The sequence below is a fragment of the Brevibacillus sp. WF146 genome, from assembly GCF_001673705.2.
Taxonomy (GTDB): Bacteria; Bacillota; Bacilli; order Brevibacillales; family Brevibacillaceae; genus Brevibacillus; species Brevibacillus thermoruber.
In genome coordinates this window covers 3,424,340-3,446,776 of sequence record NZ_CP109943.1, presented here as the reverse complement: position 1 = coordinate 3,446,776, position 22,437 = coordinate 3,424,340, and the positions used below count along the sequence as shown (strand labels likewise).

22 protein-coding genes and 1 riboswitch are annotated in these 22,437 nt (G+C 61.4%); of the genes, 20 read left to right on the top strand and 2 right to left on the bottom strand.

Features of this window, described 5'->3' with window-relative positions; translation table 11 throughout:
* The first annotated feature begins 134 nt into the window (after positions 1-134).
* The 3 genes from A6764_RS17100 (at position 135) to A6764_RS17090 (ending at position 4,911) form a co-directional block, all read left to right on the top strand.
* A complete protein-coding gene (locus tag A6764_RS17100; protein WP_255309771.1) occupies positions 135-1,883 on the top strand; it encodes a sigma-54 interaction domain-containing protein in 1,749 nt (582 codons plus the stop codon).
* 231 nt (positions 1,884-2,114) lie between these two features.
* A complete protein-coding gene (gene gabT, locus A6764_RS17095) occupies positions 2,115-3,464 on the top strand; it encodes a 4-aminobutyrate--2-oxoglutarate transaminase (protein WP_065068083.1) in 1,350 nt (449 codons plus the stop codon).
* Between the two features lie 25 nt (positions 3,465-3,489).
* Complete coding sequence (locus A6764_RS17090; RefSeq protein ID WP_065068084.1) at positions 3,490-4,911, top strand: aldehyde dehydrogenase family protein; 1,422 nt, start codon at positions 3,490-3,492, stop codon at positions 4,909-4,911.
* A 160-nt stretch (positions 4,912-5,071) separates the two neighbouring features.
* On the opposite strand, the gene A6764_RS17085 is transcribed toward A6764_RS17090, so the two are convergent.
* Positions 5,072-6,487 carry an amino acid permease gene (locus A6764_RS17085; RefSeq protein ID WP_065068085.1) on the bottom strand — a complete coding sequence of 472 codons (1,416 nt, stop codon included), beginning with the start codon at positions 6,485-6,487 and terminating at the stop codon, positions 5,072-5,074.
* 345 nt (positions 6,488-6,832) lie between these two features.
* On the opposite strand from A6764_RS17085, the gene cysK reads away from it, so the two are divergent.
* The 13 genes from cysK to A6764_RS17020 all read left to right on the top strand — a co-directional run bounded on the left by cysK (position 6,833) and on the right by A6764_RS17020 (position 17,014).
* Positions 6,833-7,750, top strand: a complete 918-nt coding sequence (gene cysK / locus A6764_RS17080) for a cysteine synthase A (protein WP_065068086.1) — start codon at positions 6,833-6,835, stop codon at positions 7,748-7,750.
* Positions 7,751-8,005: 255 nt separating this feature from the next.
* The gene (locus A6764_RS17075) at positions 8,006-9,979 is read left to right on the top strand and encodes a BglG family transcription antiterminator (RefSeq protein ID WP_255309769.1); all 1,974 of its coding nucleotides are present in this window, start codon (positions 8,006-8,008) and stop codon (positions 9,977-9,979) included.
* A complete protein-coding gene (locus A6764_RS17070) occupies positions 9,939-11,075 on the top strand; it encodes an amidohydrolase/deacetylase family metallohydrolase (RefSeq protein ID WP_065068088.1) in 1,137 nt (378 codons plus the stop codon). The genes A6764_RS17075 and A6764_RS17070 overlap by 41 nt, the downstream gene beginning before the upstream one ends.
* The gene (locus A6764_RS17065; RefSeq protein WP_029097574.1) at positions 11,066-11,437 is read left to right on the top strand and encodes a hypothetical protein; all 372 of its coding nucleotides are present in this window, start codon (positions 11,066-11,068) and stop codon (positions 11,435-11,437) included. Before A6764_RS17070 ends, A6764_RS17065 begins: the two co-directional genes overlap by 10 nt.
* 21 nt (positions 11,438-11,458) lie before the next feature.
* On the top strand, positions 11,459-11,821 hold the full coding sequence (locus A6764_RS17060; RefSeq protein WP_029097573.1) for a glycine-rich SFCGS family protein: 363 nt from the start codon (positions 11,459-11,461) through the stop codon (positions 11,819-11,821).
* 3 nt (positions 11,822-11,824) lie between these two features.
* Positions 11,825-12,163 (top strand): DUF4312 family protein, encoded by a 339-nt coding sequence (locus A6764_RS17055; protein ID WP_029097572.1) that lies wholly within the window; start codon positions 11,825-11,827, stop codon positions 12,161-12,163.
* Between the two features lie 21 nt (positions 12,164-12,184).
* Positions 12,185-12,973, top strand: coding sequence for a DUF4311 domain-containing protein (locus tag A6764_RS17050; RefSeq protein ID WP_029097571.1), 789 nt, complete (start codon positions 12,185-12,187; stop codon positions 12,971-12,973).
* Positions 12,973-13,623, top strand: coding sequence for a DUF4310 family protein (locus A6764_RS17045; RefSeq protein ID WP_029097570.1), 651 nt, complete (start codon positions 12,973-12,975; stop codon positions 13,621-13,623). The genes A6764_RS17050 and A6764_RS17045 overlap by 1 nt, the downstream gene beginning before the upstream one ends.
* A 43-nt stretch (positions 13,624-13,666) precedes the next feature.
* Positions 13,667-14,773 carry a DgaE family pyridoxal phosphate-dependent ammonia lyase gene (locus A6764_RS17040; protein WP_029097569.1) on the top strand — a complete coding sequence of 369 codons (1,107 nt, stop codon included), beginning with the start codon at positions 13,667-13,669 and terminating at the stop codon, positions 14,771-14,773.
* Between the two features lie 10 nt (positions 14,774-14,783).
* Complete coding sequence (locus A6764_RS17035; RefSeq protein ID WP_044897514.1) at positions 14,784-15,512, top strand: KDGP aldolase; 729 nt, start codon at positions 14,784-14,786, stop codon at positions 15,510-15,512.
* 33 nt (positions 15,513-15,545) lie between these two features.
* Positions 15,546-15,806, top strand: a complete 261-nt coding sequence (locus tag A6764_RS17030; protein ID WP_035300376.1) for an HPr family phosphocarrier protein — start codon at positions 15,546-15,548, stop codon at positions 15,804-15,806.
* A gap of 177 nt (positions 15,807-15,983) precedes the next feature.
* Positions 15,984-16,550, top strand: a complete 567-nt coding sequence (locus tag A6764_RS17025) for a bifunctional transcriptional activator/DNA repair enzyme AdaA (RefSeq protein WP_065068091.1) — start codon at positions 15,984-15,986, stop codon at positions 16,548-16,550.
* Entirely contained in the window at positions 16,541-17,014 is a 474-nt protein-coding gene (locus A6764_RS17020; RefSeq protein ID WP_065068092.1) for a methylated-DNA--[protein]-cysteine S-methyltransferase, read from the top strand. Before A6764_RS17025 ends, A6764_RS17020 begins: the two co-directional genes overlap by 10 nt.
* A gap of 31 nt (positions 17,015-17,045) precedes the next feature.
* On the opposite strand, the gene A6764_RS17015 is transcribed toward A6764_RS17020, so the two are convergent.
* Positions 17,046-18,410: an alanine/glycine:cation symporter family protein gene (locus A6764_RS17015; RefSeq protein WP_264622294.1), complete on the bottom strand. Its 1,365-nt coding sequence runs from the start codon at positions 18,408-18,410 to the stop codon at positions 17,046-17,048.
* Between the two features lie 150 nt (positions 18,411-18,560).
* Positions 18,561-18,679, bottom strand: a riboswitch (glycine riboswitch).
* A gap of 321 nt (positions 18,680-19,000) precedes the next feature.
* On the opposite strand from A6764_RS17015, the gene A6764_RS17010 reads away from it, so the two are divergent.
* From A6764_RS17010 to A6764_RS16995, 4 genes are read left to right on the top strand one after another with little or no spacing between them, the layout of a single operon-like run.
* Positions 19,001-19,831 (top strand): electron transfer flavoprotein subunit beta/FixA family protein, encoded by an 831-nt coding sequence (locus A6764_RS17010; protein WP_065068093.1) that lies wholly within the window; start codon positions 19,001-19,003, stop codon positions 19,829-19,831.
* Positions 19,828-20,859, top strand: a complete 1,032-nt coding sequence (locus tag A6764_RS17005) for an electron transfer flavoprotein subunit alpha/FixB family protein (protein WP_065068094.1) — start codon at positions 19,828-19,830, stop codon at positions 20,857-20,859. Before A6764_RS17010 ends, A6764_RS17005 begins: the two co-directional genes overlap by 4 nt.
* The gene (locus tag A6764_RS17000; protein ID WP_029097561.1) at positions 20,843-22,138 is read left to right on the top strand and encodes an FAD-dependent oxidoreductase; all 1,296 of its coding nucleotides are present in this window, start codon (positions 20,843-20,845) and stop codon (positions 22,136-22,138) included. Before A6764_RS17005 ends, A6764_RS17000 begins: the two co-directional genes overlap by 17 nt.
* Positions 22,138-22,434, top strand: a complete 297-nt coding sequence (locus tag A6764_RS16995) for a ferredoxin family protein (protein ID WP_029097560.1) — start codon at positions 22,138-22,140, stop codon at positions 22,432-22,434. Before A6764_RS17000 ends, A6764_RS16995 begins: the two co-directional genes overlap by 1 nt.
* Positions 22,435-22,437: the final 3 nt, after the last annotated feature.

Sequence of the window (22,437 nt, the reverse complement as noted above, 5' to 3'; positions counted from 1 at the left end):
GGCCTTTTGAACGCTTTGTGGTAGACTTCATCTACAAGGTGCTCCTTTCTGCCGCACGTAATCGGGACACCATCGGACGGCGGACGAAACGAGCACGTTCATTTTGGATCACAAGGAAGATGACTGTGGAGCGTATGGCAGCGATATACGACGATTTTGTGATCGTGGAACATCCCGTTACCGTCGAGGAAGCCCTGAAACAGGTCCACAGCAGCGGGGCTCGCCTGTTGGTCGTGCGCAGCCGCGGGGAAATCGTGGGCGTGTGCGACGCGCACGGACTCCTCCTGCAGCTCGGGAAGGGAACTACAGAGCTGGCCTGCAGCGAATCCTTTGCCGTGGTGGACGAAGAAGCGCTGTTTCAGCAGCGGCCCGACCAGGCGTCCTTCTGGCTCATCCAGAACGAGCGGGGGGAGATCATTGGCTGGCTGGACGCGGTGACGATGGAAAACGTCCTGATGAAACGAAAGCTGTCACAGGATGTGACGGAATTGACAAAAGACCTGGAAGCGATCGTGGATTCCATCTACGATGAAATCCTGGTCGTAGACGCGACAGGGACGATCCTGCGCGTGTCCAATCGCAGCGCGAACAATTTATGGGGGGTTCACCTGTCCACGGTGGTGGGCAAGAACATCCTCGACCTGGAGGAAAAAGGCTGGTTCAAGCCGTCCGTCACGCGCAAGGTGCTGGAGGAAAAGCGCAAGATTTCCATCGTGCAGCAAAATCGCTTCGGACGCAAAATCCTGGCGGTCGGCAACCCGATCTTCAACAAGAAACGGCAGTTGGAGAGAATTGTCATCGCGTCGCGGGATATTACCGAAGTGACCGAGTTGAAAAACGAGCTGCAGCGAGCCAAGAGCCTGACCCAAAAATACAAGGAAGAAATCGATGAGCTGAGAAATCACCAGTTCGTTGCCGTAAACGAGGTGATTTACCGGTCGGAGGCCATGGCCCGGGTGATGGAGCAGGTGAAGAGGATCGCGCTTGTGGAATCGACCGTGATTCTGTACGGCGAATCGGGCGTGGGAAAAGAGCTGATCGCCAATGCCATTCACAACAGCAGCGCAAGACGGGAGAAGCCGTTCGTCAAAATCAACTGCGGGGCCATTCCGGAAAACCTCCTGGAGAGCGAATTGTTCGGGTATGAAAAGGGAGCCTTTTCCGGTGCCAGCCTGCAGGGGAAAAAGGGCTTGTTTGAGCTGGCGCACGAAGGAACCCTGTTCCTGGACGAGATTGCCGAGATGCCGCTCAACCTGCAGGTGAAGCTGCTTCGGGCCCTGCAGGAAAGGGAAATCCTGAAGGTGGGAGGAACCCGTCCGATTCCCGTCGATGTGAGGATCATCGCCGCCACCAACAAAAATCTGGAGGAGATGGTGCAGCGCGGGCAGTTCCGGGAAGACCTGTACTACCGCCTGCACGTGATTCCCCTGTACATCCCGGCGCTGCGGGAGCGGATCGAGGATGTGGAGCCGCTCGTCTACGCGTTTCTGGAGAAATTCAACAAAAAGTTTTCGACCCGCAAGTATTTTTCCGAGGACGCCATCGACATGTTGAACGCGTACCACTGGCCGGGAAACGTGAGACAACTGCAAAACGTGATCGAACGGGCGATGGTGATCTCCCCCGGAAACCTGATTACCGCGAATGAACTGACCAGCATTCTGAGCCATCGGGCGGAGAAGGATCAGCCTCCCGTCCAGGTCAACCGGATTATCCCGCTGAAGGAAGCGGTGGAGCTGACGGAATCGCAGCTCATCCAGTTGGCCCTGGCCAAGTACAAGACGATTACGAAGGTGGCCGAGGTGCTGGAAGTAAGCCAGCCCACACTCAGCAGGCGGTTTCAGAAAATCAGCCGAAACAGGAAGCAGGAGACGAAACCTTAGTCCGGTATCAGCCGGCTAAGGTTTTTTTGACGGCACATCAGAATACGCTTCCGGCGCAGGTTTTACGAACGGCACCGGGGACACCGGCAGCATTGAATAACGGTCATTCATTTTTGAATAACCGGCAGGATGGCACGGTGTCGACAGCCGTTCGCCCCCATGCTTTCGGGTTGGCACGATCCTTGCTAAGGTAAAATCGTGACAGAAACGAACTTCCGAGGAGGGTTTACCATGAAGACCACCACCCGAACCTTTGTCAAAGTGAACACGGCCATCCCCGGTCCGAAAGCCAGGGAAATCCTGGAAAAACGGGACAAGAACGTGACGCGCGGCCTTTCCCATACGGTGTATTCGTTCGCGGATCGGGCGGAAGGTGCGCTGATTACGGATGTCGACGGCAATACCTTTATCGATTTTGCAGGGGCGATCGGAACGCTGAACGCCGGGCACTGTCCCCCCACCGTTGTGGCTGCGCTCAAGGAGCAGTTGGACCGGTTCATTCACACCGGCTTCAATGTGTTCATGTACGAATCGTATGTACAGTTGGCCGAGAAGCTGAACCAGATCACCCCGGGTTCGCATGAAAAGAAAACCATGTTTCTGAACAGCGGGGCGGAAGCGGTGGAAAACGCGGTGAAGATCGCCCGGAAGTACACCGGCCGCAAAGCGATCATCTCCTTTGAACGGGGCTTCCACGGCCGCACGCTGCTCGGCATGTCGCTCACCAGCAAGGTAAAGCCGTACAAGTACGGTTTCGGGCCGTTTGCCCCCGACACCTACAAGATGAGCTACCCGTACTACTACCGCGCCGACGGGTTGACCCCCGACGAACTGGACCGGCAGCTTCTGCAGCGGCTGGAGACCTTTTTCCTGACTGAAGTGCCGGCTGAAGACGTGGCTGCGATTATCATGGAGCCGGTGCAGGGGGAAGGCGGGTTTGTGGTTCCCTCCAAAACCTTCGTCCAAGGGGTAAAACGCATCTGCGAAGCGCACGGGATTTTGTTCATCGCCGATGAGGTGCAAACCGGCTTCGGCCGTACCGGAAAGATGTTTGCCATGGAGCATTTTGACGTCGTGCCGGATCTCATGACGATGTCGAAGTCCATCGCGGCCGGCATTCCGATCAGCGCCGTGACCGGGCGGGCGGAAATCATGGACGCGCCCAACCCCGGCGAAGTGGGAGGCACCTATGCCGGCAGCCCGCTCGGATGCGTGGCGGCCTTGAAAGTGATTGAGATGTTTGAACGGGAAAACATTCCGGACCGGGCAAACGCGATCGGGGAACGCATCATGTCGCGCTTCCGCAGCCTGCAGCAGACGTATCCGGTAATCGGCGACGTGCGCGGTCTGGGAGCCATGTGTGCGGTTGAGCTGGTCAAGGATCCGGTCACCAAGGAGCCGGACAAGGACCTGACTGCCCGGATCGTGCAGGAGTGCATTCAGCGCGGGCTGGTTCTGTTAAGTGCGGGGCTGTACGGCAATGTTCTGCGTTTTCTCTCGCCGCTGGTGATTACGGATGCGCAGTTGGACGAAGGCCTTGACATTATCGAAGAAGTCCTGGGGGAACTCGTCACGCCGTAAATTCGCATGAGGGAGTGGAGCACAGATGACGAAGCAGAAATTGTTTATCAACGGAGCATGGGTGGAAGCCGCGGCTTACACCCCCCTTTTTTCTCCGTATTCCGGAGAGACGATTGCCGAGATTCCGATGGCGACAGCAGCCGAGGTGGAACGGGCGATTGAGGCGGCGTACCAGGCCCGAAAAACCATGGCGAAGATGCCGGCGCACCAGCGTGCCGCCATTTTGGAGAAGCTGGTGACCCTGCTGGAGAACCGAAAGGAAGAAGCGGCGGTCATCATCGCGCGGGAAGCGGCCAAACCGATCACGACGGCCAGAGCAGAGATACAGCGCACCATCACGACGTACAAGTTTGCCGCGGAGGAAGCCAAGCGCATCCACGGGGAGACGATTCCCCTGGACGCGGCGCCGGGCGGGGAAGGGCGCGTAGCGTATACCACCCGGGAGCCGCTGGGCGTGATAGGAGCGATCACCCCCTTTAACTTTCCGATGAACCTGGTCGCCCACAAGGTGGGGCCCGCGATTGCGGCGGGCAATACCGTGGTGTTGAAACCGGCCCCGCAGACGCCGCTGTCGGCGTTCTTCCTGGCCGAGCTGCTGCAGGAAGCGGGGCTGCCGGACGGCGCGCTGAACATCGTGACGGGCAGCGGGGAAGTGGGCAAACAGATCGTAACCGACGAGCGCGTGAGCATGATCAGCTTCACCGGCAGCGCCGCGGTCGGCAAGGCGATTCGCAACCAGGCCGGGTTGAAACGCGTCGTCTTGGAACTGGGCTCCAACGCGGCCGTGATCGTCGACAAGGGCGTAACCATCGACAAGATTATCAACCGCTGCGTGACCAGCGCGTTTTCCTACCAGGGGCAGGTGTGCATTTCGCTGCAGCGCATCTATGTCCACGAGGAGGCGTATGAGGAGTTTGTCGAAAAATTCGTCGCGGCCGCCCGGAAGCTGAAAGTGGGTGACCCGCTTCTGCCCGAGACGGACATCTCCGCCTTGATCGCCCCGCGCGAAGTACAGCGGGTCCTGGCCTGGATTGACGAAGCGGTGCAGCACGGCGCCAGGGTGGCGACCGGCGGTACGGCAGAGGGCAACTGCCTCCTGCCCACGGTGATTCTGGACGCGGCGCCGACGCTGAAAGTGTCCTGCCAGGAAGTGTTTGCGCCCGTGGTGTTGATCAACAAGGTCGCATCCGTCGAGGAAGCCATCGAACTGGTCAACGATTCGCGGTACGGGCTGCAGGCGGGCATCTACACGGAGAATGTGCACACGGCGTTCGAGGCTGCCGAAAAGCTCCAGGTCGGCGGTGTCATCATCAACGATACGCCTACCTTCCGCGTCGACCACATGCCGTACGGCGGTGTCAAGGAAAGCGGGTTGGGCCGTGAAGGCGTCAGGTACGCGGTGGAAGAGATGACGGAAAGCAAACTGGTGATTTTCAATCGCCTGTAGCAATCGACCAGCCAATTTCATACCCACAGCGAGGACGAGCCGATGCCTGCATGCAGGTGTCGGCTGTTTTGTTCTGTGGGGGCCGGGTGTGTGCGCATGCCGCGGCCTGGCGTGAAAAAATCCGTTAACGCTCGGGGCGCTAACGGATTTTTGCTGGGTATTACGAGGCGCTCTGGTTTTCGTGTCCCGCTTCCTGCTCGCTGGCTTCCAGAGTAATATCGGCGGGTTTTCGCTTGAACAGGAAGTAGGAGGCGACGACGAGAACGGTGATCAGCATCGTCAGGTAGAGCTGGGATCGCATGGATTCCAGGAAGAGCATCGACACCAGAATGAGAACCATCGCGGCCATCGTCAGGTAGGTGAGATAGGGAAACGCCCACATTTTCAGGGTGAGGGCCTGTGGATTTTCCCTCTCCAGTTTTCTTCTGATCCGCACGTGCGACACGGCGATGACCAGGTACACCAGAATGGCGATGGCGCCGGACGCGTTGACCAGAAAGAGAAAGATCTTGTCCGGAGACACAAAGTGAAAAATCGCACAGAGATAGGAGAAAAAGGTGCTCGCCAGGACGGCGCGAACGGGAACCCCGTTTTTGTTCACCCGCAGGAGGGAGCGCGGTGCGTTCCCTTTGCGCGCCAGGGAATACAACATCCGCGAGTTGGTGTACAGCGCAGAATTCAAGCAGGACAGAACGGAGACGAGCACGACCACGTTCATGATTTGCGCGGCAGCCGGGATGCCGAGCATGTCCAGCATCGTGACGTACGGGCTCTTCAACAGGTCGGCGGCATTCCAGGGCAGAAGCATCACCAGAATGGCGACAGAGCCGATGTAGAAGAGCAGAATGCGCCAGACAACGCTTTTGATGGCGACGACGACGGATTTTTCCGGGTTGGGTGTTTCACCTGCCGCGATGGCCGCTATTTCCGCTCCGAAAAAGGAGAAGACACAGACGACGATCCCGACGAATACGGACGAAGCGCCATTGGGCAAAAATCCGCCCAGTCCCAAGAGGTTGGTCAATCCCGGTGAGGGGATGGCGGGGACCAGATTGAGCAGAATGGCAGCCCCTATGCACATGAACAGGCTGATCGCCACCACCTTGATCATGGCGAACCAGTATTCAAATTCGCCGAAGGACTTCACGGACAGCACGTTGGTAATGGTTAACAACACGGTAAGAATGAGACTCAACAACCAGACCGGCACGGATGGAATCCAGCCGTGAACGATGGCGCCGCCTGCCGTCGCCTCGATGGCAATCACGATGGCCCAGTAAAACCAGTACAGCCAGCCGATCGTATAGCTTGCCCAAGGCCCCAGCGCCTGATGGGCGTAGGTGGAGAAGGAGCCGCTGTCCGGATTGACGACGGCCATTTCTCCCAGCATGCGCATGACCATTACCACGAGCAGCCCGGCCAAGGCATACGAGAGAATGGCACCCGGACCTGTGGAATTGATTACGGAACCGCTGCCGACGAATAATCCCGCACCGATTACTCCGCCAATCGAGATCATCGTCAAATGGCGCGGTTTCAGCTTTTTTTGCAAGGTGTTGCTATGCTGTTGGGCCATATGGATACCCCCTCTGTTGGTATGTGTCAAACACCTCGAAACCTGATTCAATCATGCTGCATCGACGTTTCCTCCTTTGCTGTTGTGCCGCGCTTGATCTAGGTATGCAAATATTATACCAATTTGTATTTTTGGAAAAATAGAATCGAACGGCCTGGTTCTATTCACTTTTGAATCATCGCCTTTCATTTTTGAATGACGGCTGGAGATGGGGGGAGAGGGTAGAGATGACGAACTGAACCTACTCGGAAATCAAAAAATATAGTATTCTTACTGTATTACTTAGTTTTTCACAACGCGGATCGATTCATTGTGAGTGCGACAACGAGGGAGCGGGAGGTCTGTATGAGCGTCTATCAATCGATTACCGAACTGATCGGAAACACGCCGATGGTCCGCCTCAACCGCATCGTGCCGGACGGCGCGGCCGAGGTGTACGTCAAACTGGAGAAGTTCAACCCGTCCGGCAGCGTCAAGGACCGCGCGGCGTACAACATGATCGCCGCCGCGGAAGCGGAAGGCCTGATTCGGCCAGGGGACACGATCATCGAGCCGACGAGCGGCAACACGGGGATCGGCCTGGCGATGAACGCCGCCGCCAAAGGGTACCGGGCGATTCTGGTCATGCCGGACAACATGTCCAAGGAGCGGATCAACCTGCTGAAGGCGTACGGCGCCGAGGTGGTGCTGACGCCGAGCGAGCTGCGCATGCCGGGGGCGATCGCCAAGGCGCTGGAGTTGCAAAAGGAGATTCCGGGCAGTTTCATTCCGCAGCAGTTCGAAAACAAGGCGAATCCGGACATCCATCGGACGACGACGGCCGTGGAAATCCTCGAACAGATGGACGGGCGCCTGGATGCCTTTGTCGCCACCGCGGGAACGGGCGGGACGATTACGGGGACGGGGGAAACCTTGCGGCAGAAGCTCCCTGATCTCTACATCGCCGTGGTGGAGCCCAAAGGGTCGCCCGTCCTGTCCGGCGGCAAGCCGGGACCGCACAAGCTGGTCGGGACCAGTCCGGGGTTCATCCCGCCCATCCTGAATACGAGCATCTACGACGAGATCGTGCAGATCGCCGATGAAGAGGCGCTGGAGACGATGAGAAAGCTGGCCTCCAAAGAGGGGATCCTGGTGGGGCCGTCCGCCGGAGCCGCCGTCTTTGCCGCGATTGCCGTTGCCAAACGGCTCGGTTCCGGCAAGCGGGTGGCCTGCATCGCGCCGGATACGGGCGAACGGTATCTGAGCATGAACATTTTTGAATAAGGCGAAGGGACACGTGTGAGGAGGCCGTCCTGTATGGGACGGCCTCGTTGTGACCCGCCGCCTGCTCGGCTGAGCGCCAGGCGGCGGGCAGGCCCCCTTGACGGGTTCAAGGGGGTTTTTCGCGTTTATTCGACGGAATCTTGCAAAAATTGCACGATCTGATGGGGAAAAGAATCGTGCTTTACCCCAAGAAAACGGTTTCTTATAATGAACTCAACCAACGCTGACAAGATTCGACGGGAAGGGGGAGGAAAGGTGCAGTTGACCTCGCGTTCCCGCGCGTTGCTGAAAGTGCTGCTGGACAGCTCGCGGCCGATGAAAATCCGGGAAGCGGCCCGCGATTTTCGCGTCAGCGAGCGGACGATCAAGTACGATCTGGAAGCAATCCGCACGTGGCTGAAGGAGCGCCACGTCACCCTGCATTCCCAGCCGAACAAGGGCATCTGGATCAGCGAAAACGAGGAAAAGCGGGCCGACCTGCGCCGCCACCTGGAGGGATGGGGGCGGAGCGACCTGATCCTGCATCAGAAGGAACGGGCCAAACACCTGGCGCTCATGCTGCTGCTCGCTGACGGGTACGTGCGGCTGAACGATCTGGCGGACCGGATGGCGGTCAGCCGCAATACGGTGGTATCCGACCTCAGGGAAGCGGAGAGCTTTCTCGCAGGGTGGGGGCTGGAGCTGATCAGCAGGCCGCGCTACGGAGTCAGAATTTTCGGAGAAGAGCGGTCGGTGCGCTTTGCCCTGGAGTGTCTCCTGCACGCTCTCTCGGAAGGTGACGAGATGTTCCGGCTGGTGCGGCGGGTACAGGGCGGCGCGACGGACCCCGCTGCTGCCGATGAAGCCGGCCCCCTCGTGGAACAGCGGCTGCTCGGCGAAGAGGAGATCCGCCTGATCGATCAGGCGGTGCGAGAGCTGATGGCGCAGCTGTCGTTTGCCGTGACGGACCGGACGCTGATCAGCCTGCACATCCGGCTGTGCATTCTCGTGCACCGGGTGCGCAAGGGGAGAGTCCTGCCTGCCGATGAAACAACCGTCCAAACCGCGCAAGGGTGGAGCGGCTACCCCTTGTTCGCGCAGACGGCCAACCGGCTGTTTGCTGCCTTGGGACTGGCGGTCACTCCCGACGAGCTGGCGTACGGCTGCCTTCCCCTGCTGGGGGCGGATTACCCCCTGACGGCTGTGGGCGGCGGCAGACCGGCCCCCGACATCTACGACGTCACCATCCGGCTGACGGAAGCGGTCAGCCAGGCGATGCAGGTGCCGTTTGCCGACGATCCCGAGCTGCGCGAGCACCTGTTTGCCCACCTGAACGACAGGATCATGCGCTACCTGCAGGGGGTGCTGTACCCCAATCCCTTGACCGGCGAGATCAGCCGCTCGTACCCGCGGATGTTCGCCGCGGTCAAGCGGGCCTGCCAGGACGTGTTGTGGCCGAGCGGCATCTGTCTTCTCGACGCGGACATCGCCTATATCGTGCTGCACTTTCAGGCCGCCTGGGACCGCTGGATGGAGCAGAAAAAGGTGAACGCGCTGGTCGTTTGCGGTACCGGACGGGGCACGTCCCGCTTCCTGAAAACCCAGTTGGAGGCGGAACTGAAAGGGCTGCGCGTCGTCGGCCTGTGCGGCAGCCTGGAGGTGGAGAAGTACCTGGCCAGCCGCAAAGTGGACCTGATCGTCAGCGTTCTGCCGGTCAAGGCGGACGTGCCGGTCGTCGTCGTCAACGCCCTGCCCACCCGGCACGATCTCGAAAAGATTCAAAGCTGTCTGCAAACGATCACCGCACACCCGCCGGTCGACTCGGCCGCGTCCCGAGGAGGCGGAGGGCAGTGGCGAAGCGATCTCTGCGCCGACCTCCACGAGCGTGACCTGCCGGTGGTGGAGCGGCTGTCGCAGGACGTGATTTGCAAGGGATTCGAGCTGAGCCAAACGATTATGGCGGCGTTTCGCGAACACTTGACCGAACAGGCGGCAGGCGGTCTGATGCTCCACATCCTGCTGATGGTCAACCGCTTGACGTTCGGCTCCTCCTACGTGGAGTGGCAGGCGGAAGCGGAGCCGGAGGGCGAAGACTACGCCGCATGGCGCAAAACGCTGAAGGCCCTCGTGGAAAAAGCCGGGCTTGCGGTGCCGGAGAGCGAGATTACGGCGATCATGCGATATTTTTCGGGGAAAGGAGTGACAGAGAGTGACAACGGATTTGCTCATACAGGGCGGGTGGGTGATTGATCCCTCCCAGTCCATCAACGGACGGTACGACATTGCGATCAGCGGCGGGAGGATCGCGGCGCTGGCGGAGCCGGGACGGCTGCCGGCGGAAATCGGCGGAGCCAGGCAGACGCTGGATGCCTCGGGAACCATCGTGACCCCGGGACTGATCGACCTGCATGCCCACGTGTTTCCGGAGAGGACGCCGCTCGGCATCGAGGCGGACCGCGTAGGGGTCGAACAGGGCGTGACCACGCTGGTGGACGCGGGCAGCGCCGGTGCCCGCACGTTCGCAACCTTCCTGGACGAAGCCGTCAAACCGGCCGAGACCCGCGTGCTCGCGTTTCTCAACATCGCCGGGGAGGGATTGTGCGGCGGCCTGTCCGAGCTGGCGGACATGGACCGGCTCACGCCTCGGGAAGCGGTAGCGCTCATCCGGGAGCAGCCGCTGATCCGCGGCATCAAAGCGAGAATGAGCGCGTCGGTCGTCAGGGAAAACGGCATCAAGCCGCTGCTCGTCGCCAAGGAAGCGGCCCGGGAAGCGGGCTGTCCGCTGATGGTGCACATCGGCAACGCGCCGCCGGCCCTGCCGGAGATTTTGCGCGAACTGGATGCCGGTGACGTGGTGACCCACGCGTTTCACGGAAAAACGGGCGGCATCCTGGACGACCGGGGTCGGCTGATTCCGGAAGCGGAAAAGGCGCTGGCGCGCGGCGTGCTGTTTGACGTGGGGCACGGCACGTCCAGCTTCAGCTTCCGCACCATGCGGCAGGCACGGGCGCTCGGCCTGGCGCCGCATACGATTAGCACCGACATTTACCGGCAGAACGCGGCGGGGCCGGTGCACAGCCTGACGACCACGATGACGAAGTTTCTGGCGCTCGGCTTTTCGCTGGAGGAGGTGATCGCCGCCTGTACGGCAGCGCCTGCCGCCGTTTTGCGGATGACGGATGAAATCGGGACATTGCGACCGGGTGCGGTGGCCGATCTGAGCCTGCTGGAGCTGACGAACGTCCCCGTCGTCCTGACAGACTCGGAACGAGAGCAGCTCACGGCGGAGGAGTCGGTCACAGCCAAGCTGACGATTAAAGCAGGAAAGGTACTGACATGCAGATGATCAACGCGATTGTGCAAGAAGTGGCCAAACAGTTGGATGCGAATTTATCTGAAGTTTCTGAATTGAACAACCTGATGACGGCAGCCCTTGCCGAGACGACCCGTTTGGGATTAACGGTCCCCCGGGACAGGTGGCTGGCGATGGGCGTGCACATGCTGGGATTTCTGCGGCGGATGCGGAGCGGAGAAACGCTGCCGCCCGTGGAGAAGGAGCTGTATGCGGAGATCCCTCCCGAGATGCTGCATCTCGCCGGACGCGTGCTCGCCGCCGCCGGATCGGAACGGGAGGCCGGGGATGCGGAAGTGTTTTTGATGGCCGTCCATTTTGAAGCGGCACGGGCGCTGCAGCAGGAACAACCGTAGAACATGGAGGAGGGTATGCGAATGGCAAAGGTAAAAGTGGTGATTGGCGACCGGCTGGGCAAGGGACACAACGTGGCCAAAGGCGTGGAAGCGGCGGGAGGCTTGGCGATCCTGATTCCCGGCGTCGGCGCGGACATGAAAGTGGGGGACGTGATGTACCGGGAAAACGCCGATTTCGGCCTGTCGTTTTGCGGCAGCGGCGGCGCAGGGGCGCTGACCGCGAAGACGAAGTACGGCTACCCGGTCGAATACGGGCTCAGGTCCGTGGAAGCGGGCATTACCGCGCTTCGAAACGGCAGCAAGGTGATCGGATTCGGGTTTATGGACACGGAAGAGCTGGGCAGACGGATGACCGAAGAATTCATCAAACTGGCGGGGAGGTAGCGCATGTACACGGAAGTGACTCGCACGCTGAGACTGACGGGGAGCGCGGAGACCAAGGAAGGGGCGTTCAACAAGATTTTCGCCCAGATCAAGCACGCGATCGCGCGGGAGACGTCCGATCTGGTGGTGCGGATCGAGCCGCTCGCCGTCGAGGTGGTGTCCGCGACGGAGACGTCGTACCGGGAGCGGCTGTTCGGCCTCTTTTTCCCGCGCACCCGCACGCGATACGAGATTACCGCAGACGTAAGCGTCCGGCTGGGACTGGTTCGGCTGCAGGAGATCCCGTTCCGGCAGCAAAGCGAGCAGCCGACCGGCGTGAAGCAGCTGCTCGGCCAGCGATAGAAAGAAACAGGGGGAACGTTCATGGTGACATGGATGATTGCGTTGAAATCGATGGTGATCGGCGCGCTGGTTGGCTTCGGCGTGGGGGCGGGGGCGGCCCGGATGTTTCACGCGCCGAACGTGCAGGGAATGGGGGCCTTTCGCACCTTTGGCGAACTGAACGCCTGCGCCGGCGACCCGATCTCCCACTTTTCGTTCGGATTGGGCTTCTTCTTCAACGCCTGGGCGTCCGTGGTCGGGGCCGGCGCGCTGACCCAGGATGTGGACCACCGGATTTTGCCCAACTGGGCGGCCGCCCTTTTGCTGTGGAAAAACAAAAACGTGGAAGAGACGCTGCACGACCCGAAAAAAATGGCGATCGTCGGGGCGGCCGTCGGCGCGGTCGTCGTGACGCTGCTCAACTCCACGGCGACGGCCATTCCCCAGTCGATGCAGCTCGTGGCGACGAAAGTCCTGGTTCCGGCCGCCAACTGGCTGATCAATCCGATCATGCCGATCGTCTTCTGGATGGCCGCGATGGACGCGGGCAAGCGAACCGGCGTCTGGGGCACCGTCCTCGGCGGGTTTTCCCACCTGGTCATGGGCAACGCCGTACCGGGCATTGTGCTCGGCATCCTGATCGGCAAAGGGTTGGACGACAGCGGATGGAACCGGATTACCAAAACCCTGGTGACGGCCGTGGTGCTGCTGTTTATCCTGAGCGGGTTCTTCCGCGCGTTTGACGTGGCGCTGTTGAAGAGCATCCAGGTGGAGGTTCCGCAGTGGTTGATTGATCTGCATGAGATGTTTGGATCGGTGGTGAAAAAGTGATGAACGAACGTCAGGCAAAAGGCTTCTGGTATTCGGAATGGGCGTTTCCGCTCTTTGTCGCGTGCCTGTCTTCCGGGATTTTTGCCGGGACTCATCTGTATTATGTGTATCACGTGGGAGCTTTCAACGACATCGCCATCGTCGCCATGCTGGAAGCGGGGATAAAAGGCGGCGGGTACGGAGCGGCTGCTGCGTTTGGCGCCAGCTTCCTGTTCGCCCGCGTCCTGGAAGGGCCGCTGGTCGGCATCCTGGACATCGGCGGATCGCTGCAGACGGGCATCGGCATCGGCGTTCCGGCGCTGATGCTCAGTGCGGGCATGACGGCTCCGCTGCTCTCGTTCCCGCTGGCATTGGCGACGGGAGCGCTGCTGGGACTGATCATCGGCGCGGTGATCATCCTGATCCGCACGTTTACGATCAACGCGGCCCAGTCCACGTTTGGCGCCGACGTGATGATGGGGGCGGGCAACGCGGCCGGACGCTATCTCGGTCCGCTGATCGTCATCTCCGCCATCATGGCGTCTATTCCGGTTGGCATCGGTGCCACCATCGGGGCAGCCGTCTTCTACTACTTCAAAAAACCGATTGCCGGCGGGGCGATCATCGGCGCGATGATTCTGGGAGCCATGTTCCCCATCCCGCCGCAGTGACGCCTGCGGCACAACACACCGGGAAGGAGGGTGCCACAACCAAATGGGCATCTACCAATCATACGGACTTAAACAGGTGATCAACGCCAGCGGCAAAATGACGGCGCTCGGAGCCAGCGCCGTCCATCCCTCCGTCGCCCAGGCGATGGGCGAGGCGGCCATGGACTACGTGGAAATCGCCGAGCTGATGAAAGCGGCCGGCCGAAAAATCGCCGACGCGACGGGAGCGGAGGACGGGTGTCCGACATCCGGCGCGGCCGCGGGCATCGCCATTGCCGTCGCCGCCGTCATCGCCGGCCGCAGCCTGCGCCTGATCGAACAGCTGCCGGACTCGGAGGGGCTGCGCAACCAGATCGTGATCCAAAAAGGGCATGCCGTGCACTTCGGGGCATCCGTCCGGCAGATGATCGCCCTCGGCGGCGGGAAGGTGGTGGAAGCGGGCCATGCCAACCATGTGGAAGAAGCGCACCTGCGCGAAGCGATCGGCGACCGCACGGCGGCGCTCCTGTACGTGAAGTCTCACCACGCCGTGCAGAAAGGGATGCAGCCGCTGGAGACGATGATCGCCCTGGGCAGGGAGTACGGACTGCCCGTCATCGTGGACGCCGCCGCTGAAGAAGACCTCCGGGTGTACATCGCCAAGGGAGCGGATGCGGTCATTTACAGCGGCGGGAAGGCGATCGGCGGTCCCACCTCCGGGTTTGTCTGCGGCAAAGCCGAGCTGATGGAAGCCTGCCGCGCCCAGTACAAAGGCATCGGCCGGGCGATGAAGGTGGGCAAGGAGGCGATCGTCGGCCTGCTGGCTGCACTGGAGCGGTACGAATCGGCCAGCGGCGACGCCGGGGAGCAGCTTCGGCTGGTCGAACGGCTCGTCGCGGCGATCAACGAACTGCCCGGGCTTCATGCCGCCGTGGTGCAGGACGAAGCGGGGCGCGCCATCTACCGCGCCCAGGTAAAGGTGGACGAGCGGACGGCTGGGATGACGGCCCAGGAGCTGATTCGCCTCCTGGAAGCGGGCGACCCGGCCATTTTCACCCGCAACCACTACGCCAACACCGGCGTGATCGCCTTTGACCCGAGACCGCTGCGCCCCGGGCAGGAGGCGATCATCGCCGCCCGTCTCCGGGAGATTTGGACCAACAGGAAGTGAGGGAGCAACCGTGTCAACGAACAAGCCAACCATCCGACTCAACGTCCTCGCCAAACACGTGGAAAACGCCAGGGAGATCGTCGAAGCAGCCGACGGCCGGGTGCTGATCGGCGTGATGGTAAAAGCGTATCCTGACGCGGACGCCGCCGCTGCCGCCGTGGAATCGTTCCAGCGCGCCGACGTGCCCGTCTCCGTGGGATTGGGGGCCGGCGATCCGACCCAGTGGAAAAAGGTGGCCGAGGTGGCCGCCCGAACAAAACCGGCCCACGTCAACCAGGTGTTTCCCGCCGCCGGCTACACGCTGGGCCGCCTGCAGCAGGCGGGGAGCGGCCACACACTCGTCAACGCGCTGATCGCCCCCAGCGGCACACCCGGGCGGGTCATCGTCTCGACCGGCCCCGTGAGCGGAACCTGGCAGGAGACCGTCTCCTGCGAGGCGGCTGCGGCGATGCTGGCGGAGATCGGCGTGCATTCGGTCAAATTTTACCCGGTGAACGGATGCGAACGCCTCGACGAACTGAGGGCGATGGCCCGCGCGGCGGTCCGCTGCGGACTGTCCGTGTTCGAACCGACCGGAGGCATCGACGCATCCTCCATCCGGCGTGTGGTGGAAACCTGCCTGGAGGAGGGGGTCCAACAAGTGATTCCGCACATCTATACCTCCATCGTCGACAAGGCGACCGGGCTGACCAGGACGGACCAGGTGAAAGAGCTGATCGCCGCCCTGCCGCACGTGTAACGCCTGCAAAGAGAGATAGGAGTGGATTCATCGATGATGGAAAAACAAGTGATCGTCAACCTTCCCCAGGGACTGCATGCCCGTCCCGCGTCCGCATTCGTCCGGACGGCTTCCGTTTTTGCCAGTGACATCGGCTTGCGCAAAGACGGAAAGACGGCAAACGGAAAAAGCATCATCAGCATCATGTCGCTAACCGTTGCCCAGGGTGAGCAGGTGACCCTGACCGCTGACGGACCCGACGAGCAGCAGGCGCTGGAGGCGCTGGAAAAGCTGCTGACGACGGCAGCCGAGTAGGGTCCCCCGTACCGTATTCAACCGGAACCCGAAAACGGCCTGACCTGTGCGAAAAGCCTTCCCGTGTGAAACGGGGAGGCTTTTTTCGCAATCTTGCGCTCTCATTTCCCGCACCTACCGTGCCGCGCCGGACGAGGTTATACTGTCGGTAGATGCGCGGAGAAGGAGGTAGGCGCGATGAACGATGAACAATGGCGGGCCATCGTCGAGTGCGATCCGTCCTGTGACGGCCGCTTTTTCTACGGCGTGCTGACCACGGGCATCTTTTGCAAGCCCTCGTGCAGGTCGCGGACGCCCAAACGGGAGCACGTCCGCATCTTCGCCAGCGCGGACGAAGCGATGAGCGCCGGCCTGCGCCCCTGCAAGCGCTGCCAGCCGCACAGGGCGGATTGGCGCTCTCCCGACGAGGAGCTCGCACTGCGCGTCAAGCAGTTGATCGCCGACTGTTTTCCCGAGCCGCTGACGCTGGGGGAAATCGCCTCGCGCCTGCACGTCAGCCCGTATTACCTGCAGCGGTGCTTCACCCGTCTCATGAACTGCTCCCCGGCGCAGTATCTCGTCCACACGCGTATCGAGGCGGCCAAAAGGCTGTTGGCGGAGACGCGGCTGAGCATCGCCGAGGTGGCCATGCAGGTGGGATTTCGGACCGGGGCTTACTTTGCCCACGTGTTTCACAAACAGACAAAGCAAACCCCGACGCAATATCGCACGTGTGCGGAAAGGAATGAACAGGAATGGCCGTAGGGTACTTCGCTTCCCCCATCGGACTGCTGGAGGTGAGGGGGGATCGCGACGAGGTGACCTCCATCCGCTTCGTCGCGCGCGCCGAGGAGGCGGCAGATACGGCAGCCGACGCCGTTCACATTTGTCTATGCCAGTTGGAGGAGTATTTCCAGGGAAAGCGAACGGCGTTTCAGGTGCCGCTGAAACGAACCGGCACGCCGTTCCAGCGGCAGGTGTGGAGCCGGGTCGAGACGGTTCCGTTTGGAAGGACGGCTGTCTACCGGGACATTGCCGCCAGCCTGGGCCGGGCCGGAGCGGTCAGGGCGGTGGGCAGCGCCAATGGGCAAAATCGCTTTGCCATCGTCATCCCCTGCCACCGCATCATCGGCAGCGACGGCAGCCTCCGCGGCTACGCCTGGGAGCTGTGGCGCAAGGAATGGCTGCTCGACCACGAGCGGCGGGTAACCGGCTCGTTTCTTTCGTGAACGAGGTCCATGACGCAACAGGCGGAGCGAGTCAGCCAGCCAGCTTTCGTTCTGCGGTGCCGGACGCTTCCTGTTCCAAAAAGCGCCGGGTTTCCGCCACGACGACGCCGGAGAGGCCGATCAGGCCGATCAGGTTGGGGACGGCCATCAACCCGTTCATGATGTCGGACAGCGTCCAGACGAGGTCCAGCTTCAGCGTCGCGCCGACACCCACCATCGCCACAAAGACGAGGCGGTAGTAACGGCCGGAATTCTTGCCCCCCAGGTATTCGAAGCACTTTTCGCCGTAGTAGGCCCAGCCGAGAATGGTGGAGTAGGCGAACAGGATCACGGCGACGGCCAGCACGTAGCTGCCGGCCGGACCAAATACGGTCTGGAACGCGTAGGTCGTCGCCTCCACTCCCGATTTGCCCGTTTCCCACGCGCCGGTCGTCACCAGGGCCAGACCGGTAATCGTACAGACGACGATGGTGTCGAGAAAGGTGCCGGTCATCGAGACCAGCGCCTGCTTGGCCGGCATGTCGGTCTTGGCGGCAGCGGCCGCGATCGGGGCGCTGCCCAGCCCCGCCTCATTGGAGAAGACGCCGCGGGCCACCCCTTTTTGAATCGCCATCGCCACCGTGGCTCCCAAAAAGCCGCCCGTGGCCGCCGTTCCGTTGAAGGCCCCGTCGAGAACGATGGATACGGCCTGCGGCACCCGGTCCAGGTGGAACAGGACGACGCAAAGGCCGGCGGCGATGTAAAACAGGGCCATGAACGGCACGAGCACACTGGTCACCTGGCCGATCTTTTGCACGCCGCCCAGCACCACGAACGCGGTGAACAGCGCCAGCGCCGCGCCGGTCAAGAGCGGGGGAACGGCGAAGTTCAACTGCAGCGCTTCCGCCACCGAGTGGGCCTGCACCATGTTTCCGATCCCGAACGAAGCCAGCGTGCCAAACAAGGCAAAGAGCACGGCCAGCCATTTTCGCTTCAACCCTCGTTCGAGGTAGTACATCGGGCCGCCGGAATACCGGCCGTCCGCTTCGCGAATCCGGTAGGTGACCGCCAAGATGGCTTCGGCATACTTGGTGGCCATGCCGAACAGGGCGGTGACCCACATCCAGAAGAGGGCGCCGGGGCCCCCTGTGGCGATGGCGGTGGCGACGCCGGCGATGTTGCCCATCCCGATGGTGGCGGCCAGCGCCGTCATCAGCGCCTGAAAGTGGTTGATGTCCCCGGCGGAGCCGCTCTCCTGCCGGCCAAAGGCCAGCCTCAAGGCATACCACAGCTTGCGGAACTGCAGCCCCTTCAGCCTCACCGTCAGCATCACGCCCGTACCCACCAATAGCACCAGTGTGGGCAGTCCCCATACGTAGCCGTTGATCACATCCAGCCACTGCATCAGCTTGTCCATGTTGGTTCCTCCTTGTTTGTGCATACAAAAGAAAAAAACATTTCATCGCGGATGAAATGTTTCTGGAGCGGGCATGGACGCAAAACGGCCCGTTCATGGGGGGCCTTTGGATCCACACGGCCAAACCGCCATTCCGGTCGTCTTGTGAGTGTCGTCCGCTCTGTCCTTTTACCTGAGAGATTCATTCGCGTACGCCGCGCGAATTTGCTCCTTCGGTGCCCGTGCCCCTCGCCGATGCTTAAAAGGGGGGTCTCTCCAGAGGTTCGTCCCCATTCAGTTTCACTTGTTGCCAAGACCTGAGAGTTTCGGGATGAGCTCCCTTGCCCCGTCGGTAGATCGTTTCCAATCTTTTCCTGAATGGTTCATCCGATCACATATGCTGTTTGACAGAAAAAATATATAGCTGAATTGAACTTCTGTCAATCCGGTGAAAATGTTTCGTCCGTGTCCCCCATTCCCAGGTCTAAGTGACGGCTCCCCGCAATACGTTATAACCATGAACAACACGCTGCCCGAGAAGCGCCAAAAAAGAGACAACCCGTGCGGGACTCCGATGTCGACCGCGCCTGGCAGCGAGGGGGGATTTGTGCATGCTGCATATCGTCGCCTGTATCAAGCAGGTGCCGGACACGAAGATCATCAAGATGAACCCGAAGACCAACACGATGGACCGCTCCAGCGCTCCGGCGATTCTCAACCCGTATGACGCCCACGCCGTGGAAGAGGCGGTCCGGCTGAAGCAGCGCTACGGCGGCACCGTTTCCGTGCTGACGATGGGACCGCCGCCGGCCGTCAAGGCGATCCGCAAGTGCATCGAGATCGGGGCGGACGAGGGCTACATGATTACCGACCGGGCGTTCGCCGGGGCGGACACGCTGGCCACCAGCTATGCGCTGACCAAGGCGCTGGAGAAAATCGCCAGGGAGAAGCCGATCGATCTGATCATCTGCGGCAAGATGACGATCGACGGCGACACCGGGCAGGTGGGGCCGGGCATCGCCAGACGGCTCGACATGCCGCCGCTGACCAGCGTGAAAAAGGTGGTGGAGATCAACAAGGAGCAGGGATACGCTATCGTTCACCGCAAGCTGGAGGACGGGTACGAAGTGATCCAGTCCACGCTGCCCTGTCTGTTTTCCGTGGAAAAGGAGATCAACGAGGTGCCGTACTCTCCGCTGCCCAACATGCTGCGCGCCGCCCGCTACCAGCCCGTCATCTGGTCCGTCAACGACCTGGAGGACGTGGATCGGAGCCTGCTGGGGCTGAAAGGCTCGCCCACGATCGTCGCCAAGGTGTGGCCGCCGGAGAAGCCCAAGGGAGGCGAAAAGCTGCAGGGGAGCGCGCGCGAGCAGGTGAACCGGCTGATGGAAATCCTGGCGGAGAAGAAGGAACTGTTTCGGGTGAAGGAGGGACGGGCATGAACCTGGCGGAATACCGCGGCGTCTGGGTGTTTTTGGAACAGCAGGACGGCCGGATCGCACCGGTGTCGCTGGAGCTTTTGGGCGCGGGGCGGAAGCTGGCCGACAAGCGGGGCGTGCCCCTTTCCGGCGTGCTGATCGGCGACCAGGTGCGCGAACTGGCGGCGGACGCTTTCCAGTACGGGGCGGACGTCGTCTATCTCTACGACGACCCGATCTTTCGCAACTACCGGACCGAGTCCTACATGCGTGCCGTGATCGCATGCGTGCAGAAGCACAAGCCGGAAATCCTGCTCTACGGGGCCACATCGACCGGCAAGGATTTGGCCAGCGCCGTGGCAACCGATCTGGAGACGGGGCTGACCGCCGATACCACCCTGCTAGACGTGGATCAGGAGACGGGTCTGCTGGAAGCCAGCCGTCCGGCGTTCGGCGGCAACATCATGGCGACCATCCTGTGCAAAAAGCACCGGCCGCAGATGGCCACCGTCCGGCCCAAGGTGATGAAGGCCCTGCCGCCCGATCCCAACCGCGCAGGCCAGATCGTGGAGGAGCGGATTCCCCTGCGGGAGGAAGACATCCGCACCAAAGTGCTGAAAATCGTCCGCGAGACCAGCAGGAGAGTGCGGCTGGACGAGGCGGACATCATCGTCGCCGGGGGCAAGGGGATGGGCAGCAAGGAGGGCTTCCAACTGATCCACCGCTTCGCCGAGGCGATCGGCGCGACGGTCGGGGCCAGCCGGGACGCCGTCGAGGCGGGATGGATCGACCACCAGCATCAGGTGGGGCAGACCGGGGTGACGGTGACGCCCAAACTCTACTTTGCCATCGGCATTTCCGGCGCGATCCAGCACCTGGTCGGGATGCAGAACTCCGGGCTGATCATCGCAATCAACAAGGACCCGGACGCGCCGATCTTTCAGGCGTGCCACTACGGCCTCGTCGGCGACGCGTTTGAAATCGTTCCGCTCTTGATCGAGGCGCTCCAGGCGGAATCGGACAAGGAGGTGCAGTATGGCGGAAAAGTTTGACGCAATCGTGGTCGGTGCCGGACCGGCGGGCACGGCGTGCGCCTACACGCTGGCGAAGGCCGGCGTCAGCGTCCTGCTCCTGGAGCGGGGCGAATATCCCGGCTCCAAGAACGTCATGGGCGGGGTGCTCTACCGCAAAATGATGGAGGACATCATCCCCGGCTTTTACAAGGAAGCGCCGGTGGAGCGGCCGATCGTGGAGCAGCGGTTCATGATGCTGGACGAACAATCGGCGCTGACGTTCAGCTACAAGGGGCTGGAGTGGGCCGAGGAGCCGTACAACAACTTTACCGTGCTGCGCGCCAAGTTTGACCAGTGGTTTGCCGACAAGGCGGTGCAGCAGGGAGCCCTGCTGGTAAACGAGACGGTCGTGCTGGAGTGCATCGTGGAAAACGGCAAGGTGGTGGGGGTCCGCACCGACCGGCCGGACGGGGAGGTGTTCGCCGACGTGGTGGTGCTGGCCGACGGCGTGAATTCGCTGTTGGCCAAGTCGCTTGGCTTCCACAAGGAGTTCCGGCCCGACGAAGTGGCCCTCGCCGTCATGGAAGTGCTCAAGCTGGACCGCAGGATCATCGAGGACCGCTTTAACCTGGAAGGGGATCAGGGCTGTACCATCGAAATCTTCGGCGACTCGACCAAAGGCATTCTCGGCACCGCCTGGCTGTACACCAACAAGGACAGCCTCAACATCGGCGTGGGAGCGATGCTGTCCGGGCTGATCAAGCATAAGCTCAAGCCCCACGCGCTCTTGGACTACGTCAAAAACCACCCAATGATCCGCCCCTACATCCAGGGCAGCGAGCAGCAGGAGTACCTGGCCCATCTCATCCCGGAGGGCGGCTACCGCTCCATGCCCAAGATCGTCGGAAACGGCGTGCTGGTGGTGGGAGACGCGGCCCAACTGGTCAATGCGATCCACCGCGAGGGCTCCAACATGGCGATGACCTCGGGTGTGCTGGCGGCGGAAGCGATCCTGGAGGCGAAAGAGGCGGGAGACTATTCGGAGAAGACGCTGGATACGTACCGCAAAAAGCTGTTGGACAGCTTCGTCGGCCAGGACCTGAAAAAGTACCAGGACGCCACGCATCACTTCGAACGCTCTCCGCAGTATTTCGAACGGTACATCTCCATGATGAACCGGGCGGCCAGCCAGATGTTTACCGTGGACGGCAGTTCCAAGTGGGAGAAGCAGAAGAAAATCTGGCGCGACCTGGGCACGGCCAGGGAGAAATGGAAGATGGCCCGCGATCTGATGCAGGCATGGAGGGTGATGAAGTGATGAAAGAGCTGCCCAAAGGCCAATCGATCGAGGAAAAGCAGTACCTCGTCCGCTTCAAGGCGGACACCAAGTCGCACCTGCACGTGCTGGATGCGGACGTCTGTGCCACCAAGTGTCCCGACAAGCTGTGCACGATTTTTTGCCCGGCCGAAGTGTACAAGTGGGAAGAGGTGCGCATGCATGTGGGATACGAGGGATGTCACGAGTGCGGAAGCTGCCGGATCGGCTGTCCGTACGAAAACATCAGATGGGAATACCCGAAGGGCGGTCACGGTATTATTTTCAGACTGGGGTAATGG

Coding starts and splice junctions, on each gene's coding strand:
- A6764_RS17100 (WP_255309771.1), top strand. CDS start 135: ATGGCAGCGATATACGACGATTTTGTGATCGTGGAACATCCCGTTACC.
- gabT (WP_065068083.1), top strand. CDS start 2,115: ATGAAGACCACCACCCGAACCTTTGTCAAAGTGAACACGGCCATCCCC.
- A6764_RS17090 (WP_065068084.1), top strand. CDS start 3,490: ATGACGAAGCAGAAATTGTTTATCAACGGAGCATGGGTGGAAGCCGCG.
- A6764_RS17085 (WP_065068085.1), bottom strand. CDS start 6,487: ATGGCCCAACAGCATAGCAACACCTTGCAAAAAAAGCTGAAACCGCGC.
- cysK (WP_065068086.1), top strand. CDS start 6,833: ATGAGCGTCTATCAATCGATTACCGAACTGATCGGAAACACGCCGATG.
- A6764_RS17065 (WP_029097574.1), top strand. CDS start 11,066: ATGCAGATGATCAACGCGATTGTGCAAGAAGTGGCCAAACAGTTGGAT.
- A6764_RS17060 (WP_029097573.1), top strand. CDS start 11,459: ATGGCAAAGGTAAAAGTGGTGATTGGCGACCGGCTGGGCAAGGGACAC.
- A6764_RS17055 (WP_029097572.1), top strand. CDS start 11,825: ATGTACACGGAAGTGACTCGCACGCTGAGACTGACGGGGAGCGCGGAG.
- A6764_RS17050 (WP_029097571.1), top strand. CDS start 12,185: ATGGTGACATGGATGATTGCGTTGAAATCGATGGTGATCGGCGCGCTG.
- A6764_RS17045 (WP_029097570.1), top strand. CDS start 12,973: ATGAACGAACGTCAGGCAAAAGGCTTCTGGTATTCGGAATGGGCGTTT.
- A6764_RS17040 (WP_029097569.1), top strand. CDS start 13,667: ATGGGCATCTACCAATCATACGGACTTAAACAGGTGATCAACGCCAGC.
- A6764_RS17030 (WP_035300376.1), top strand. CDS start 15,546: ATGATGGAAAAACAAGTGATCGTCAACCTTCCCCAGGGACTGCATGCC.
- A6764_RS17025 (WP_065068091.1), top strand. CDS start 15,984: ATGAACGATGAACAATGGCGGGCCATCGTCGAGTGCGATCCGTCCTGT.
- A6764_RS17020 (WP_065068092.1), top strand. CDS start 16,541: ATGGCCGTAGGGTACTTCGCTTCCCCCATCGGACTGCTGGAGGTGAGG.
- A6764_RS17015 (WP_264622294.1), bottom strand. CDS start 18,410: ATGGACAAGCTGATGCAGTGGCTGGATGTGATCAACGGCTACGTATGG.
- A6764_RS17010 (WP_065068093.1), top strand. CDS start 19,001: ATGCTGCATATCGTCGCCTGTATCAAGCAGGTGCCGGACACGAAGATC.
- A6764_RS17005 (WP_065068094.1), top strand. CDS start 19,828: ATGAACCTGGCGGAATACCGCGGCGTCTGGGTGTTTTTGGAACAGCAG.
- A6764_RS17000 (WP_029097561.1), top strand. CDS start 20,843: ATGGCGGAAAAGTTTGACGCAATCGTGGTCGGTGCCGGACCGGCGGGC.
- A6764_RS16995 (WP_029097560.1), top strand. CDS start 22,138: ATGAAAGAGCTGCCCAAAGGCCAATCGATCGAGGAAAAGCAGTACCTC.